Origin of the sequence: Luethyella okanaganae, assembly GCF_042660285.1 — a bacterium.
Taxonomy (GTDB): Bacteria; Actinomycetota; Actinomycetes; order Actinomycetales; family Microbacteriaceae; genus Luethyella; species Luethyella okanaganae.
In genome coordinates, this window is sequence record NZ_JBHSTP010000003.1 from 50,076 (window position 1) to 66,411 (window position 16,336).

General features: G+C 65.3%; 11 protein-coding genes and 3 tRNA genes. 8 read left to right on the forward strand and 6 right to left on the reverse strand.

All coding sequences use genetic code 11. The features are described from left to right. Positions 1–13 precede the first annotated feature (13 nt). Positions 14–478: a DUF2510 domain-containing protein gene (locus ACFQB0_RS11590; protein WP_386731694.1), complete on the reverse strand. Its 465-nt coding sequence runs from the start codon at positions 476–478 to the stop codon at positions 14–16. A gap of 356 nt (positions 479–834) precedes the next feature. Here ACFQB0_RS11590 and ACFQB0_RS11595 point away from each other — a divergent pair, with 356 nt between their 5' ends. Further along, entirely contained in the window at positions 835–5,283 is a 4,449-nt protein-coding gene (locus tag ACFQB0_RS11595) for an nSTAND1 domain-containing NTPase (protein ID WP_386731696.1), read from the forward strand. 267 nt (positions 5,284–5,550) lie between these two features. On the opposite strand, the gene ACFQB0_RS11600 is transcribed toward ACFQB0_RS11595, so the two are convergent. Next, entirely contained in the window at positions 5,551–6,258 is a 708-nt protein-coding gene (locus ACFQB0_RS11600) for a hypothetical protein (protein WP_386731698.1), read from the reverse strand. Between the two features lie 140 nt (positions 6,259–6,398). Between ACFQB0_RS11600 and ACFQB0_RS11605 the strand changes: the two genes are divergently transcribed. Both ACFQB0_RS11605 and ACFQB0_RS11610 read left to right on the forward strand, forming a co-directional pair. Then, positions 6,399–6,596: a helix-turn-helix transcriptional regulator gene (locus ACFQB0_RS11605; protein ID WP_386731701.1), complete on the forward strand. Its 198-nt coding sequence runs from the start codon at positions 6,399–6,401 to the stop codon at positions 6,594–6,596. Further along, complete coding sequence (locus tag ACFQB0_RS11610; RefSeq protein WP_386731704.1) at positions 6,596–7,825, forward strand: tyrosine-type recombinase/integrase; 1,230 nt, start codon at positions 6,596–6,598, stop codon at positions 7,823–7,825. Before ACFQB0_RS11605 ends, ACFQB0_RS11610 begins: the two co-directional genes overlap by 1 nt. Positions 7,826–7,859: 34 nt before the next feature. On the opposite strand, the gene ACFQB0_RS11615 is transcribed toward ACFQB0_RS11610, so the two are convergent. From ACFQB0_RS11615 to ACFQB0_RS11625, 3 genes are all read right to left on the reverse strand, one after another. Continuing rightward, a tRNA-Phe gene (locus ACFQB0_RS11615) sits at positions 7,860–7,935 on the reverse strand. Positions 7,936–7,999: 64 nt separating this feature from the next. Continuing rightward, positions 8,000–8,073 (reverse strand) — tRNA-Asp (locus ACFQB0_RS11620). Between the two features lie 63 nt (positions 8,074–8,136). Next, positions 8,137–8,209: transfer RNA gene (locus tag ACFQB0_RS11625), tRNA-Glu, on the reverse strand. Positions 8,210–8,522: 313 nt separating this feature from the next. On the opposite strand from ACFQB0_RS11625, the gene ACFQB0_RS11630 reads away from it, so the two are divergent. Both ACFQB0_RS11630 and ACFQB0_RS11635 read left to right on the forward strand, forming a co-directional pair. Continuing rightward, complete coding sequence (locus ACFQB0_RS11630; protein ID WP_386731706.1) at positions 8,523–9,878, forward strand: peptidoglycan DD-metalloendopeptidase family protein; 1,356 nt, start codon at positions 8,523–8,525, stop codon at positions 9,876–9,878. Further along, entirely contained in the window at positions 9,871–11,169 is a 1,299-nt protein-coding gene (locus tag ACFQB0_RS11635; protein WP_386731708.1) for a C40 family peptidase, read from the forward strand. Before ACFQB0_RS11630 ends, ACFQB0_RS11635 begins: the two co-directional genes overlap by 8 nt. Before the next feature lie 936 nt (positions 11,170–12,105). Here the strand turns inward: ACFQB0_RS11635 and ACFQB0_RS11640 are convergent. Continuing rightward, entirely contained in the window at positions 12,106–12,597 is a 492-nt protein-coding gene (locus ACFQB0_RS11640) for an inorganic diphosphatase (RefSeq protein WP_386731710.1), read from the reverse strand. Positions 12,598–12,644: 47 nt separating this feature from the next. Here ACFQB0_RS11640 and tilS point away from each other — a divergent pair, with 47 nt between their 5' ends. From tilS to ftsH, 3 genes are all read left to right on the forward strand, one after another. After that, complete coding sequence (gene tilS / locus ACFQB0_RS11645; RefSeq protein ID WP_386731713.1) at positions 12,645–13,637, forward strand: tRNA lysidine(34) synthetase TilS; 993 nt, start codon at positions 12,645–12,647, stop codon at positions 13,635–13,637. A 58-nt stretch (positions 13,638–13,695) separates the two neighbouring features. Then, complete coding sequence (hpt, locus tag ACFQB0_RS11650; RefSeq protein WP_386731715.1) at positions 13,696–14,247, forward strand: hypoxanthine phosphoribosyltransferase; 552 nt, start codon at positions 13,696–13,698, stop codon at positions 14,245–14,247. A 63-nt stretch (positions 14,248–14,310) separates the two neighbouring features. Beyond that, the gene (gene ftsH / locus ACFQB0_RS11655) at positions 14,311–16,329 is read left to right on the forward strand and encodes an ATP-dependent zinc metalloprotease FtsH (RefSeq protein ID WP_386731718.1); all 2,019 of its coding nucleotides are present in this window, start codon (positions 14,311–14,313) and stop codon (positions 16,327–16,329) included. Positions 16,330–16,336 lie beyond the last annotated feature (7 nt).

The window sequence follows — 16,336 nt, forward strand, 5'->3', positions numbered from 1 at the left end:
CACCGGTCCGGTGTCAGCCGGAGATCGCGAATGTGATGCCGACCGCGATCATGACGAACACGGCCATTACGACGGGCGCTGTCAGCGTCCCGATGCCCGCCCACAGCCCGAAGCGGGCGTCGCGTCTGCCGAGCCCGCCGAACGCGCGTGCACGGCTCAGCCCGATCGCCCCGGACACGATGGCGAGGACGGTGAGGGTGAGGACTGGAAGAAAGCCGGCCCAGGACATGAGGACGGCGACGGTCTGCACTTCAACCACCGGGATGAGCGTGAGCGGCATGGGGATGATCCAGAAGACGCTTCCCACCCCGATCGCCCACCACCCGATTATGCGGGCACGGTTTGCGATCGGGTTGCCGACCGCGGCCGGACCCTGCGCAGGCTGCGCTGGCGACCACGCTGCACCGTCCCACCATCTGTTCTGCCCCGGCGTTTCAGGGTCGGGGTACCAGCCAGCTGGCGGCGAAGTGCTCGTCATGCCAGGTTTCCTCCTTCGGAACGGTCGCCCGAGCCTATCGAACTGGCACGGCTCAGCCGACGACCACCAATCTCGTCGGCAACGTATCTCCTGGCCATCGTTCTGCGCGACGGTTGTCGCCGGTTTCATAGCCGACGTCAGCTTCCGAGGTAGGCGCGGCGTTACCCATGATTGGGCGCCGCATGCGATGCGCGAAGCGCTCCACGATGCTCGGAGAGTCTCGCGCCAGTTCCACCACGAAGGGCGGATCGGGGATCTCGAAGAGCGGGCGAAGGGACGATAGCTTTGTGTGACGTGGCGATGGATCGATGCGTGTCCCATGCCAGGCGCATCGGCAGCACCGAGAAAGGCAGTGGATGACGCCTAGGCCAGGTGGTGAAGCTGACAAGTTAGGCAACAGGTACGAGTCGGCTTGGGCGATCCGCTACGCCCTCTACTGCATCGCCGACGCAACTCGCACGCTCACTGCCGAAGACATCGACCCCGATCTTGGTCGGGGCTCCGAGTTCACCTATGTCAGTCTGGCAACAACGGAGGTCCATCAGGTCAAGCGGCAGCACGGCAACAACAACTGCTGGAGCATCAAAGCGCTTACAGGGCTCGGCATCTTCAGAGCAGCGGTCGACCACGTGGCGGCAGGACGGCGGTACCACTTCGTCTCACTCATCCCTTGCGGGCCGCTCAAGGAACTGAGCGAGCGAGCACGAAAGTCTGCCGACCTGACGGTCTTCACACAGTCTTGGCTGACCGGGGAGTTGCGCACCGCTTTCGACCAGTTGGCTGCGGACGAGGTCTTGGGTGACGCACAGACCGCGTGGACGACGCTGCGGGGGATGTGGTTCGAGATCCACGACGAGGACGATGTCGTCAGGGTAAACAGCATGTTGGCCGAACTCAGTCTTGATGGCGCGTCAGGCGAGGTTGTCTCGCATGTGATCGGGGGCGTGCTGGTAGACAACCTAGGCAAACGCCTGTCCCGAACTGGGTTGCTTGATGATCTGGCTCGATACGGGATTACGCCACGAGCCACCGGTTCGCGAATGGCTGCCCGCGATCTCGTGAGGGCGGCTACTGCTAGTTGGAGCGGCACCGTGCAGCGTGAGCTACTCCAGCCGCCCATCGAGCGGGTCGAGGCCGTAGAGCTATCCCAGGTGCTGGAGACTAACCGCCTCGCACTAGTCGTTGGTACTGCAGGCGGCGGGAAGAGCTCGGTCCTTGAACAGGCTGTTGATTCCCTAAGGACGTCCGGGGCTGAGGTCCTCGCCCTACGTCTCGACCGACTAGAACCGTTTGCCTCAACCATCGATCTGGGACGACAACTCGGCTTCTCCACGTCGCCCGCAGTCGCCCTCGCTGTTGCTGCTAGTGGTCAGGATGCCTACATCGTGATCGACCAGGTGGACGCGGTGAGCCTGGCGTCAGGTCGAATGCCGCAGAGCTTCGACGTAGTTATGGACCTCATTGGTGAGGCACTGTCCGCTCCTCGTGTGCGAGTCATACTCGCCTGCCGTGAGTTTGACGTAGAGAACGACCACCGCATCCGCGCGCTGGCCGCGAGGTCAGATATCAACAGGTTGAAAGTCGAGCCTCTATCGAGAGAACAGGTCATCGCGGCAGTAACTCAAATGGGGCTGAACCCCATCGGCCTAACTGCTACCCAACTTGCGATATTGCAGACACCTCTGCACCTCGTACTCCTGAAAAGTATCGCTGCTCAGAGTGACGCGCTCTCGTTTCAATCGAGGGGCTCGCTGTTCTCGACATTCTGGGAACGCAAGCGACAGGCGGCAAAGGCAAGACGGGATGGCGTTCGCTTCAACGAAACCCTCGCTCGTGTCGCAAACGCGGCCAGCGATCGTCAGGTTCTCACTGTACCGATCGAGGTACTCGATGAGGGAGATCTACTCGACGACGCCAATGTCCTAGTTTCAGAGCACATGCTGGCACGAGACGGCAACCGCATCGCGTTCTTCCACGAGACGTACTTCGACTACGCGTTTGCGCGCCAGTGGGTGTCTCGAGGGGAATCACTTCTCAACTTCCTTCTGCGTGATGAGCAAGAACTGTTTCGTCGAGCGCAGGTACGACAGATCCTTCAGCATTTGCACGAACGCGAAGCCGACCGCTTCCTCGAGGAGCTGGAGACTCTGCTAGCGAGCGAAGAGATTCGGTTTCACATCAAGGAGACGGCTCTTGCGGTGTTTGCCAGCCTTCCCGAACCAACGACGGCCGAGGCCGACCTCGCTCTTCGTGTAGCGGCCGTCAAGCCTACGTGGGAGGGCCATCTGTGGCAGCAGCTACGGCGCGCCCAATGGTTTCGACGATTCCACGAGGACGGGCACATCGCCAGCTGGCTGGATGGCGCCGACAAGGCACTGAGGGCGCACGCGATCAACCTGATGGTCAACGGCGTGAGCGAACACGGCGACGCTGTAGCTGACCTGCTGGCGTCCCGGCAGTCCGCTCCGGAATACCTCGACTGGGTGCGGCACGTGCTTCGAGTCGCAGACGTTCATACAAATCGTCGCCTGTTCGATCTCCTGCTTGCGGTGGTGCGCGGTGGGGGGTTTGACGGCGCGGAGGGAGAGCTCTGGCTTGCCGTCCATCAACTCGCTCGGCGAGAGCCTACCTGGGCCGTAGAGCTGCTACAAGCGCGGTTTGTCGACCACAAGAATGCACTGGCGCTCGATGCCGATGAAAAGGTCGAAGCCTTGGCTATCCGCGAGTGGGGCGCCAGCGAGCTGGTGCGTGAATGCGCGGCCGCTGAACCCCAGACGTTTGTTCAGACCATCGTGCCGTACCTGCTGAAGGTCATGTCAGCCACTGAGACTCTGCCAGGCAACCAGCGCCCAGTACGCGATAGGCACTTCTCCTTCCGCTTCCCCGATCGCGATCCGGATGTCCGCCATCTCGACGAGGCCTTATTGGGCGCCACGGCCAAAGCGCTGGAATCGTTGTCCCAATCCGAGCCGCTAGCTGTGAAATCGATGCTCGAGGTTCTCGCTGAGGACCCCCACGATGCCGCGCAGTTTCTTCTCTACCGCTCGCTGATAGCTGGCGAAGGCGCATTCGCCGCATGGGCCGCAGAGTTGCTGCTCCAAGGCGCCCACCGACTCGACTGCGGCTATATCTCCGACAGCCATTGGGTCGCGCGAGAAGTTGTTCGTGCCATCGCACCCCACATCGATGATGTCACCCACCGTCAGCTCGAGGACCAATTCCGCGACCTGCGAAACCCCTACGAACGAAGACGAAACTTCGGTCGTACTGCATTCGCGTTCCTGTCGGCACTTCAGGAAAGTCGGCTTAGCCACGATGGCATGCGCCGGCTTCAGGAGTATCGGCGGAAGTTCAACGAGGATTTCCCATCCGCTCCGGTGGGCATCATTGGAGGCTCCGTCGGTTCACCCATAGCCGCTGACGCTTTGACGAAAATGACCGACGCCCACTGGCTCAACGCCATGGCGAGGCACCAGGACGACGACCACGATTGGGAAAAGGGGGGCGCCCGGGAGCTGGCAAGTCAGCTCCAAGTACACGTCGCCAACAATCCCGAACGATTCGCTCGACTCGCGCTGAAGGCAACATCTGATCTTAATCCGGCGTACGGCGATGCATTTCTGATGGGCTTCGGTACCGCCGAAACGATTGCGGAGCCTGATGTGATTTTCGCGGCGATCAGGCACATTGCCTCCTTCGGCCATGACGAAAATGATCGCTGGCTGGGCATGGCGCTGCGGCGGCGGCTCCGCGACGCGCCGCTCGACTTGGTGGAACTGATTCTCGACCGCAGTATCCACTCCCCCCACCCGGATGACAACACACCCCTTTTCAGCCGCAACGGCGAAGAGCGGCGCGCGGAGAGCCTCCGGATGAGCGGAATCAATACAACTCGCGGCAGTCTGGCAGAGTCTCTCGGTGACCTTCTCGTCTACGACGCGGACGGGCGGCGAACCGAGCTGGTCAGCGCTCACCTTGAAGAGCTAGCGGCTGACCCCGTCCTCAGTGTTCGGACCTGCGTTGCACACACGATTGCTGCTTCTCTGCGCTTCGACCGCCCCTCGGCATACCGAGCGTTCGAGCGGCTCATCCAGGCTGACGACATTCTCCTCGCGACTGACCTAGTACAGCGATTGATGCTCTACATCGGCAACGTGAACCCGGAACTGATTGAACCCGTAATCGAACGGATGCTGCGTTCCGCGGATGACGAAGCGCGCCACGCAGGGGGGCGGCTCGCTGCCTTCGCTGCGTTGGAATGGGAGCGCCCGAAACTCCTTACGCAAGCAATGCGCGCGGACGCCCCTGCGCGACGCGGCGCGGCGCATGTATGCGCGGCGCGAGTCGAGCGAACTCTGAACCCAGAGTTGGCCACTTCGGCTCTGACCGAACTCATGAACGACCGCGACGGCGATGTCCGGAAGGCGGCGGCCGAACTCGCGATAAACCTTCGCGAAAGACCGTTGCAACCTTTCGCGTCGCTCCTCGAGGCGCTAATCGACTCCAGTGCCTATGCAGATGCATCCCCGCAATTGCTAATCACGCTTGAGCAGGCTCCCGACAAGGTAGATGCGCTAGTGCTCAGGGTGGCGCAGCGGTTCATGTCACTCTACGATCGGGACGCAGGCGACATCCGCACGTCGGCGGCCGGGGATGCGCACTACGTGAGCGGGCTAGTTGTGCGCGGCTTGGCGCAGTCGCGAGATCGAGCGCATCGGGCCGCGCTCCTTGATGTTCTCGATGTTTTGCTCGCGCTTGGCGTCTACGGCATCGGCGAAGCCATTGCACATTCGGAGCGCCTGTAGAGGGTCCGAAGAACAGTGCCCGCGCGCGGGTCCTCGGCCGCCCGTCGGTCGACCCCGGCCGCACCCGCGCCGGTGTGCGAGTTGTCGTGGCCGTATGCCTCGCCCGGTGAAGATGCCCGCAGAGGCGCGTCAACTGCAACAGTGGATCTCCGTCTGGAATCGGCATACCGGCGGGTGCCCACGCGCTGGATACGCTCCCTGCGTGCCGTAGCCCGCTTCGGAGCCACTACCGAATGTGCGGGCCTCAGTTCCCACTTCGTCGTGGTGTTACCCCGCGCGCCCGCGCCGCCCAGGCGGCAGCAACCCCCGTTCCCGAGCCTTCGTCACCCACCCCTGCGCAGTCGACAACGCGACTCCGTTGACCTGCGCCATCGTCGCGCTCGGATTCGCGTCGCCCTGCTGCGTGAGCCGGCCATGCTGCAGCGCGACCATCTCGTAGAAGTCGGGCACCTTCTTGGGGTCACCCAGCGGCTTGAGCAGGTCCCGCTCGCTGACCTTCCGCCCCGATGGCAGCACGATCTTGCCGCCCGTGACCGTCTCGGTCCGCTTCATGGCGAAGAGCCGCTTGTTGATGGCCGCCTCGATGCGCGCGGTCGGCAATTCGCGCAGGAGCTGGCTCGTGATCGGGTCGCCCGGGCGCCATGGCAGGTAGATCACGCCGGTGATGCGTACCTCCTCGGGCACAGCGAACAGCTGGCGCTGCAGCCGGATCATCACTCGCGTGTGCGTTTCCGAATGCTCGATGTAGCGCCAGCGCCCGTCGATCGTTTCGTTATCCTCGGAGGGCTGCGACTCCGACTCTGAATCCGTCGTGATCCAGTCGTCGTATCCGAGGATCGCGTCGATCTGCGCGCTCGCGTCGTCGTCGCGTTCTCCGGGGAAGCGGTGCGGCAGGTACCACCCATCGGGCAAGTCGGCGGCGACGAGCAGACCGTCGGATGACTGGTCAGCCCAGCGGGGCGTCGAAGCGGGCATGGGTTGAGTCTAGTCACTCAACTCAGATACTTGCCGAAATCGGCGGCACCGTGATATTCTCAGGTACTTGCAAATAGCCGCGCTTGTGCCGGCGTGCACCAGATGCCAGCACTGCGGCGAAATAGCCGAAGGGGTGCATCATGGTCGACGCCGCGCTGAGGGTGGAGTACCTGAACCGCATCGAGGCAGCTGCGCGGTGCCGCGTTCCGGTCTCGACGTTCGACAAGCTGCGCCACGACGGGCTGATTCCCGAGCCCGATGCGCGCATGGGCAAGCATCTGCTCTGGAGCGCCGACACGCTCGACGAGCTGCTCGCCCGGGGCGGCACGGAGCACTGATGGCCGGGCGGCCGACGAAGGACTCCCCGTCGCGGGTCGATCCGCGCACGGGTCGGCCGCTGCCCGAAGGCATCCGGTGGCGAGCTGATCGCCAGCGCTACCAGATCCGCGTCGTCGGCCCGAGCGTCGAGGGTGGCGCTGCCGAGCGATCGCGCACCTTCTTGACCCTCGCCGAGGCGAAGCGCGAGCTTGCGAAGATGGTCGCCGGCCGCAACCCGAACGGTTCGATGACACTCGAGCAGTGGCACGAGAAGTACTGGCCGGCGATCGAGTCCTCGGTGCGGCCGGCCACCGCGCGCACCTACGGCGTGGCCTGGCGGCTCCGCGTGAAGCCGAGCCTGGGCAGGCACCGGCTCGAGGACATCACCTCGCCGATGATCGAGTCGGCGATGGTGGCGTGGTCGGGTGGAGCATCCGCCAAGAACGACGCGCTCGCCGTACTGTCACGCCTGCTGGACGGCGCGCGCCGATCACGCTTCATCGACTACAACCCCGCACGCGAGGTGAAGCGGCCGAGCATGCGCGAATCGATCTCGCCGGTCTCGCGCGCGCTCACCCTCGACCAGATTCGAACGCTGCTTGACCTCGTGCCAGACGGCGTCTACCGCCGCTACCTCGCAGCGCTCGTCTACACCGGCATGCGGGCAGGGGAGGCGACCGCGCTGCGCGTCGGCGATGTCGACTTCGAGCGCGGCATCATCCGCGTCAGCCGGTCGCTGAGTCCGGGCCAGCGCGGCGAGCTGATCGAGCAGTCGCCGAAGAGTCACAAGTTCCGCGACGTGCCACTAATCGATGCGCTGCGCCCCTACGCCGAGGAGGCTGCCCAAGGCAAGGCTGCGGGCGACCTGCTGTTCGACGGTGTTGACGGCGGGCGGCTCACCAACCACAACGCGCGTCGAGGAGTCGACTGGGAGACGCTTCGCGAGGCGATCGGCCGGCCCGACCTTCGCATCCACGATCTCCGGCACACCTTCGCAACAATTCTGTTCGACGCTGGCGCCACTGCTCCCGACGTGCAGGCGACGCTCGGACACTCGAGCCTGCAGGTCACCGAGCGCTACTCGCGGGCCCGCGAGGGTGTCGCTCTTCGTGCCGGCGCGGCACTGAACGACGCGCTCAAGAGCGCGGGCGGCGAACCGTCGAAACGAACCAGCAGGCGAACCCCCCGCCGACCTCAATGCACATTAATGGCACAGCCTCGGCGAGACACCGGCGGAATCGCCCGCTGAAACAAGAAAACCCCCGGTTACTCGGGGGTTTTGATGGTGGCTCCGACCGGCATCGATCCGGTGACCTTTCGATTTTCAGTCGAACGCTCTACCAACTGAGCTACAGAGCCAGGCGCATCGAAGATGCCGCCTTAAGGAACAAGCCCCTTCTTTCGAAAGGGCTTGTCGCCTTTGCGACCCTGACGGGACTTGAACCCGCGACCTCCGCCGTGACAGGGCGGCACGCTAACCAACTGCGCTACAGGGCCTCGATGTGAAGCTCGCGTCGTCTCCGACACGTATTCAATTATGGTATGGCCTATTCACTTATGTGACCCCAACGGGATTCGAACCCGTGCTGCCGCCGTGAAAGGGCGGTGTCCTAGGCCACTAAACGATGGGGCCGAGCGGCCACCGAATGCATGACCACCGACGCACAAGCATACGGTCTTCCGCCGGATTTGACAAAACGGTTTCGCCCGTCCCGCCACCTTCTTCGGGGCCGATCCGGCGACTCCCCCGAAATGGTCCGGCAAAAGGCGCGGAGCGGGTTAGATTCGCCCCGACGCCGTCGTTCGGCGGCCGACCCCGAGGGGATGGTCGGGGGTGATCGGGGCGGATGCTGGGCATTTCCGGCCTCTGTTGCTACTGTTAAAAAAAGTTACTGCTGTTACTGGAGTGACATCGAAGTGGCGTGGGGGCTGCCGATCGGGGAGTTATGAAGCGCACGGAATCGGGACCGACGCAGAAGACGACACGAGTGCCGCGGAGCATCCGCCGCGCTCGAACCATCGTTCGGGGCGGCGCACGTTCGCTCAGGCGACGGTTCCGTGTGCTCGTAGCGACGGGGGCGATCGTCGGCATGGCGCTCACCGGAGCACTCGCCGCTCCCGCCTCGGCTACCGACTATCCGAGCTGGCAGGACCTGCAGAACGCGAAGGCGAACACGGCTGCCGGTGCCGCTGCGGTCGAGAACATCAAGAACCTCATCGCGCAGCTGCAGACCCAGGTCGTCGAAGCGCAGGCGGAGTCCGATCGGCGCAGCAACGAGCTGATCGTCGCCCGCGAGAAGTTCGACGAAGCCAACGATCGCGCCAATGCCTTGCAGACCCAGGCCGACACGAGTCAGGCACAGGCGGACACCGCTACCAAACAGGCGGGCCAGCTCGCCGCGCAACTGTACCGCACCGGAGGAGGCGATCTCAGCGTCAACCTGTTCCTCGACGGACGTAAGTCTGACGGCGGGGCGGACCAGCTGCTCTCGAAGCTCGGCAGCATGAGCAAGTTGGTCGAGCGCAGCTCCGGCATCTACGAGCAGGCGCAGGCGGCGCAGAACACTGCGCGCGCGCTGAGCGCCCAGGCAGAGGTCGCCAAGGTCGAGCGTGAGAAACTGCGTCTCGCGGCCGAGGAGGCGCTCGCACAGGCGGTCGCCGCCCAAGCGGCGCTCGAGACCGCACTCGCCGAGTCCCAGGCGAGGAGCATCGAGCTCGATCAGCAGCTGAGGTTCCTGCAGGACCAGGAGGCGAAGACCTCCGAGGCGTACCAGGCGGGGGTCGCGGAACGGGCGCGCCTCGAGGCCGAGCGCATCGCGCGCGAGCAGGCCGAGCGCGGTGGCGGCCCCGGCGCAGGACTTCCCGGCGGCTGGATCAGCGATCAGGGCTGGGCGGTTCCGGCGTCCGGCAACATCACAGACGGCTACGGGCCGCGCCAGGTCTACTGCAGCAGCGGTGGCTGCAGCAGCGGCTTCCACCGCGGAACCGACATCGGAACCGGATGCTCCGCGCCGATCTACGCCGCAGCGAGCGGAACGGTGGTCTACTCTGGGCGCAACGGCACCTATGGCAACTGGATCGAGATCGACCACGGTGGCGGCGTGAGCACCGGCTACGCGCACATCCGCGACGGCGGACGCTTCGTCGGCGTCGGCGACCGGGTAGACGTCGGCCAGAACATCGCCAGCTCGGGCACCACGGGTGCGTCGACAGGATGTCACCTGCACTTCGAGGTGCGCATCAACGGCGGTGCCATCAACCCCGTGCCGTTCATGGCCGACAGAGGAGCCCCGCTTGGCTGACAATAGAACCCGCCCCGTTTCGCGGGTGAAGCCGGCGACAATCTTCTCGGCGGTCGCCGTGGGGGCGGTCACGGCATCCATCGGCATCGCCGGACCCGCCGTGGCCGACCAGGACTACCCGTCATGGGCCGACGTGCAGAACGCGAAGAAGAACGAGTCCACCAAGCAGGCCGAGATCGACAAGATCGGCGCGCTGCTCGCGGGACTCCAGGCCGCCGCCGCCGAGGCCTCCAAGCGGTCGCAGATCGCAGGCGAGGCCTTCCGTCTCGCCCAGGACGCGCTCGACACGGCGACCGCCCGCGAGGACAGCCTGAAGAAGCAGGCGGTCGCCGCGGCGAAGAAGGCAGAGACGTCGAAGATGCGAGCGGGCCTGCTGGCCGCCCATCTCGCCCGCAACGGCGGGCAGGACCTGTCGGTCAACCTGTTCCTCAAAGGTGCCGGCGCCGATGACCTGCTGCATCAGCTCGGCACGGCGAGCAAGCTGAGCGAGCAGTCCGAGACGATCTATCGCCAGGCGATCCAGGACGCCAACACCTCGAGCTCCCTCGGCGCTCAAGCCGAGCAGGCGACCGCGGAGCGCGAGAGGCTCGCCGTAGACGCGAAGACGAAATTCGACACCGCTCAGGCCGCCGCGCAGCTCGCGGTGAACGCGGCCGACGTCGAGCAGCGCAAGTCCGACGAGCTGTTCGCTCAGCTCGCAGAGCTGAAGGACTCGACCGCGGAGCTGGAGCGTCAGCGCGCGGCCGGCTTGGCCGCCGAAGCCGCCGCGAACACGCCGCCGCCCGCGCCCCCGGTCGGCGGAGGAAACTCGGGCGGCAACCCCGGCGAAGCAAGCCAGGGCGGTGGCAACTCCGGCGGTGGCGCCCCCGCCCCCGCTTCAAGTGGCGGAGACTCCGCACCACCGCCCAACGCGAGCGCCGTCGAGACGGCCATCTCGTTCGCCATGGCCCAGCTCGGCGACCGCTACGAGCTCGGCGGGTCGGGTCCTGATGCGTGGGATTGCTCAGGACTGACCCGCGCGGCCTACGGTGCCGCAGGGGTCTACATCGGCACGCATTCAGCGACGAACCAGTACTACACGATGGCCAACAGGGGTCGGCTGGTGCCGTTCTCCGAGCGTCAGCGCGGCGATCTCGTCTTCTGGTCGTCGGGTGGCGGCGACTTCTACCATGTCGCCATCTACGTCGGCGGCGGTCAGATCGTCGAGGCGGCCGACTACGGCAAGCCCGTGCGCGTGCACTACATCTGGGGCATGGGCGACGTCGCGGGCTACGTGGGGCGGCCAGGCTAGGCCCTGCCTCATCGCGGCCAGCCCCCCCCAGAGCTCACTCGGGTCAGCAAGGTCACCCAGGAGCCGTTCGATGGTCGCCAGGTGCCTCCGCCGTATCGGGGTGCTCGGCTCGGTGCTCGCGCCCGTTCGCGGCTTGCGCGCGGACGTTGAGGTAGCTGATCGGCGCCCGTTCCGGTGTTCCGCCGTGGAGGGGATCTTGTCGCACCGTGCGCATCCAGGCCGATCCAGGACGGCCGTTGCTTGACAATGCGGTTCCACGTCTTAGACGATGCCCTGTTCTCCGGCATCCACACCGATCTCTCGAAGACCTGGGAGACGTCCGCGATCGCTGCCTCCGGTGGTACGCCGTCGTCACGCCTCGGAGCCCCTTCCTGAGACAACTGAAGAGTCGTGAAGCCTGGTCGCAGAGGCGACACATTCCGGGCGGACGACTTCGAAGTGTCCGAGTGGCATCGGGCCGTAGCCATTGAAGATGCGATCAAAGGCACATTCCGTCCCCGACCGACTCATCGCGAAGATGTTCTGGAAGGGGGCACCGATGCCAAAAGAACTCCGGACCTTAATGCTGTCTCGACGATCGATGATCGCCGGGATGGCGGGGTCCTCCAAGCTCGTCCGCTAGCAGCCGGTTCCGGACTTCGCTGGCAGCGGCATAGCCCATGTAGATCCACGGCCGTGCACTTCGAGGAAGACGCGGCCAATGGCGCGCCTTCCGGCATGTGAATTCGCGCTGGGACTCTCCGGCCAGACGCCTCGACCACTTGTGTGAGCGGGGCAGGCGCACACATCTCGGGGTTGGGTGCAGCCGTCTGTCCGCAGCTGAACGTGAGCGTCTGAGGAACGAGCTTGAGGTACGCGGCGGGGGAGTATGAGTCGGGCGACCCTCGCGCGATCCCTCGACGGGCTTCCGGCCCACGCCGACGTCAGCTCAGATCCCTAGTGTCCGTGGCCCGGGAAAGCGGCGATGGACGCCTCGACGATCGCCTCGGCCTCCTTCGCGTTGCCCCAGCTCTCGACCTTGACCCACTTGTTCGGCTCGAGGTCCTTGTAGTGCTCGAAGAAGTGCCTGAGCTCGTTGCGCGTCTGCTCCGGGACGTCCCCGATGTCCTGGATGTGCGCCCAGCGCGGATCCTTGGCAGGGACCACGACGATCTTGGCGTCGCCACCTGCCTCGTCGCTCATGTTGAGCACCCCCACAGGACGCACCGAGACGCCAACGCCCGGGTAGACCGGGTACTCGAGCAGCAGCAGCGCGTCGAGCGGATCGCCGTCGTCGGCAAGAGTGTTCTCGAAGTAGCCGTAGTCGGTGGGGTAGGCGAAGCTCGTGAAGAGCACGCGATCGAGATAGACCCGGCCGGTCTCGTGATCCACCTCGTACTTGTTGCGGCTCCCCCTGGGGATCTCGACGACGACATCGTATGCGGCCATGGTTTGGGTTCTCCCTTAGAGTCTGAAGTGCGGAATAAGGTTACTTGATGGAGACTGAGCGACGCCGACGCTTGACCCCGGCCGTGGCCAACGTGCGCCGGGCCGTGCGTGCGGCATTCGCGGGGCATCTCGTCGAGGGCGACCTCGTGCTCGTCGGGTTGAGCGGCGGCGCAGACTCCCTCGCGCTCGCAGCGGCCGCAGCCTTCGAGGCACCGCGTGCGGCTCTTCGTGCGGGGGCCGTCGTCGTCGACCACGGGCTTCAGACGGGGTCGGCAGATGTAGCCGAGCGCGCCGCCGCCCAGGCGCGAGAGCTCGGCCTTGACCCCGTGCTCGTCTCGCGCGTTCGGGTCGGCGGCGATGACGGACCCGAGGGGGCGGCTCGCGCGGCCCGCCATGGAGCGTTCGAGCGGGCCCTCGCCGAAACCGGCGCTCGCGGCATCCTGCTCGCTCACACCCTCGACGATCAGGCCGAGACCGTGCTGCTCGGCCTCGCCCGGGGAGCCGGCCCGACGAGCCTGCGCGGGATGGCCGAGAGCAGCGGGTCCTTTCTGCGCCCGCTGCTCGGCATTCGGCGCGCCGAGACCGAGCGGTTCTGCGCCGACTCAGGGCTCGTGCCATGGCACGATCCCCACAACGCCGACCCCGGCTATGCCCGGGTCCGAGTGAGGCGACGCGTGCTGCCCGTGCTCGAGAGCGAACTGGGTCCGGGCATCGCCGAGGCCCTTGCCAGGACAGCCGATCAGCTGCGCGAGGACTCCGAAGCCCTCGACGCGATGGTGCTCGAGTTCATCGAGGAGATCTGCGAGCCGGCGGAGGCGGGTATCGCCGTCTCCGTGTCGGCGCTCGAGGCGAATCCGGCTGCGCTCCGGCAGCGGGTCATCCGCTACGTCGTGCAGAGCGAGTTCGGTGTGACGCTCGAACGCGCGCACACGCTCGCCGTGGCTCGGCTCGTGACCGACTGGCACGGCCAGAAAGCACTCGACCTGCCAGGCGTTAGAGTGGTCAGGAACGGCGGTCGGATCGTTTTCACGGCTGCCTGAGCTGCCCGTCGCACGACAGATGGTGATCCCCCAGATCACCGGAACGGATCACGCGCCCATGGAATCCAGCGACATCGAAGGCGACCTCGAAGAGATCTTGCTGACCGAGGAACAGATTCGCGATCGCCTCTCCGAGTTGTCTCGCGTGATCGAGGCCGACTACGCGGGTGAGGACCTGCTGCTCGTCGGCGTGCTCAAGGGCGCCGTCATGGTGATGGCCGACCTCGCCCGTGAACTGCGCCTGCGGGTCACGATGGACTGGATGGCCGTGTCGTCGTATGGCTCCGGTACCGAGTCGAGCGGGGTCGTGCGCATCCTGAAAGACCTCGACACCGATCTCACCGACCGCAAGGTGCTCATCGTCGAGGACATCATCGACTCGGGTCTCACCCTCAGCTGGCTGCTGGCCAACCTGAACTCGCGCGGCCCAGAATCCGTCGAGGTGTGCGCCCTGTTGCGCAAGCCGCAGGCAGCCCGTGTCAACGTCGACGTCAAGTACGTCGGCTTCGACATCCCCAACAAGTTCGTGGTCGGATACGGCCTCGACTACGCGGAGCGCTATCGCAATCTGCGTTCGGTGGGAATCCTGGCGCCGCACGTCTACGGCTAGGCATTCATCCGCCAGCGAACATGCAGCAAGCGTGCAGCGACAGCGCGATAACCTTGCAACACCATGAACGTCAAGAAGATTCTTCGCGGACCGATCCTCTACATCGTGTTGGCGGTTGTTGCAGTATGGATCGGGTCGAGCCTGATCACGATGTCCGGTTTCCGCGAGGTGTCGACCCAGCAAGGACTCCAGTTCCTCCAGGACGGCAAGGTCTCGGCTGTGAAGATCGTCGACGGCGAGCAGCGCGTCGACCTCACGCTCACCCAAGCCGACGAGAAGTACGGCAATCAGGTGCAGTTCTACTATGTGGCGCCGCGCGGGACCGAGATCGTGGACGCCGTCAACAAGGCTAATCCGAAGGACGGCTATACCGATGAGGTGCCCCAGCCGAACTGGTTCCTCTCGACCCTCGGTTTCTTGCTGCCGCTGCTGCTGATCGGCGCGTTCTTCTGGATCATGCTCTCCGGCATGCAGGGCGGCGGCAACAAGATCATGCAGTTCGGAAAGTCCAAGGCCAAGCTCGTCTCGAAGGAGAGCCCCAAGGTCACCTTCGACGACGTCGCCGGCGCAGACGAGGCGATCGAGGAGCTTGAGGAGATCAAGGACTTTCTCAAAGAGCCCGCGAAGTTCCAGGCCGTCGGCGCGCGAATCCCCAAGGGCGTGCTGCTGTATGGCCCTCCCGGCACCGGAAAGACCCTGCTCGCCCGTGCCGTCGCAGGCGAGGCCGCCGTGCCGTTCTACTCCATCTCGGGCTCGGACTTCGTCGAGATGTTCGTCGGCGTCGGCGCGAGTCGCGTGCGAGACCTGTTCGAGCAGGCCAAGCAGAACGCCCCCGCCATCATCTTCGTCGATGAGATCGACGCGGTCGGACGCCATCGTGGAGCCGGCCTCGGCGGTGGGCATGACGAGCGCGAGCAGACGCTCAACCAGTTGCTCGTCGAGATGGACGGCTTCGACGTCAAGACGAACGTCATCCTGATCGCGGCCACCAACCGTCCCGACATCCTCGACCCTGCACTGTTGCGGCCCGGCCGCTTCGACCGCCAGATCGGCGTCGACGCTCCCGACCTGCAGGGCCGCCGCAAGATCCTCGAGGTGCACGGCAAAGGCAAGCCGCTCGCGAACGGCGTCGACCTCGAGGTCGTCGCGCGCAAGACCCCCGGCTTCACCGGCGCCGATCTGGCGAACGTGCTCAACGAGGCTGCGCTGCTCACGGCGCGTTCCAACGCGCAGCTCATCGACAACCGCGCGCTCGACGAGGCCATCGACCGTGTGATCGCCGGACCGCAGCGCCGCACGCGCGTGATGAAGGACAAGGAGAAGCTCATCACCGCGTACCACGAGGGTGGGCACGCTCTCGCCGCAGCCGCGATGAACTACACCGACCCGGTCACCAAGATCACGATCCTGCCGCGAGGCCGGGCGCTGGGCTACACGATGGTGCTGCCGCTGGAGGACAGGTACTCCGTCACGCGCAACGAACTGCTCGACCAGCTGACGTACGCGATGGGCGGACGCGTCGCAGAGGAGATCGTGTTCCACGATCCGACCACCGGCGCGTCGAACGATATCGAGAAGGCGACGGCGACGGCGCGCAAGATGGTCACCGAGTACGGCATGAGCACAGATGTCGGAGCCGTCAAGCTCGGCCAGTCGCAGGGTGAGGTCTTCCTCGGCCGTGACATGGGCCACCAGCGCGACTACTCGGAGCGCATCGCCGAACGTGTCGACGAAGAGGTGCGCGGACTCATCGAGCAAGCCCACGACGAGGCCTGGCAGGTGCTCAACGACAACCGCGAGATCCTCGACGAGCTCGCCGCCGAACTGCTCGAGAAGGAGACGCTCGACCACAACCAGATCGCCGAGATCTTCAAGAACGTCAAGAAGCTGCCCGAGCGACCGCTGTGGCTCTCGAGCGACAAGCGTCCGCTCTCCGATCGCCCGCCCATCGACTTTCCCAAGTTGACCGCGCCCGTCGACGCGGGCAAGACAGACGGAGGCGTCGAGTCTGGACCGACCGCCCCGGCGGAGCCGAAGCCCGCCCGCGCCCGCACCTCGAAGCCGCGCCCGGCAACGGCATAGGCTACAC

Excerpts from the sequence above, each read along its gene's own strand:
- tilS (WP_386731713.1), top strand. The coding sequence starts at position 12,645 with ATGGAGACTGAGCGACGCCGACGCTTGACCCCGGCCGTGGCCAACGTG.
- ftsH (WP_386731718.1), top strand. The coding sequence starts at position 14,311 with ATGAACGTCAAGAAGATTCTTCGCGGACCGATCCTCTACATCGTGTTG.
- hpt (WP_386731715.1), top strand. The coding sequence starts at position 13,696 with ATGGAATCCAGCGACATCGAAGGCGACCTCGAAGAGATCTTGCTGACC.
- ACFQB0_RS11630 (WP_386731706.1), top strand. The coding sequence starts at position 8,523 with ATGAAGCGCACGGAATCGGGACCGACGCAGAAGACGACACGAGTGCCG.
- ACFQB0_RS11590 (WP_386731694.1), bottom strand. The coding sequence starts at position 478 with ATGACGAGCACTTCGCCGCCAGCTGGCTGGTACCCCGACCCTGAAACG.
- ACFQB0_RS11640 (WP_386731710.1), bottom strand. The coding sequence starts at position 12,597 with ATGGCCGCATACGATGTCGTCGTCGAGATCCCCAGGGGGAGCCGCAAC.
- ACFQB0_RS11600 (WP_386731698.1), bottom strand. The coding sequence starts at position 6,258 with ATGCCCGCTTCGACGCCCCGCTGGGCTGACCAGTCATCCGACGGTCTG.
- ACFQB0_RS11610 (WP_386731704.1), top strand. The coding sequence starts at position 6,596 with ATGGCCGGGCGGCCGACGAAGGACTCCCCGTCGCGGGTCGATCCGCGC.
- ACFQB0_RS11605 (WP_386731701.1), top strand. The coding sequence starts at position 6,399 with ATGGTCGACGCCGCGCTGAGGGTGGAGTACCTGAACCGCATCGAGGCA.
- ACFQB0_RS11595 (WP_386731696.1), top strand. The coding sequence starts at position 835 with ATGACGCCTAGGCCAGGTGGTGAAGCTGACAAGTTAGGCAACAGGTAC.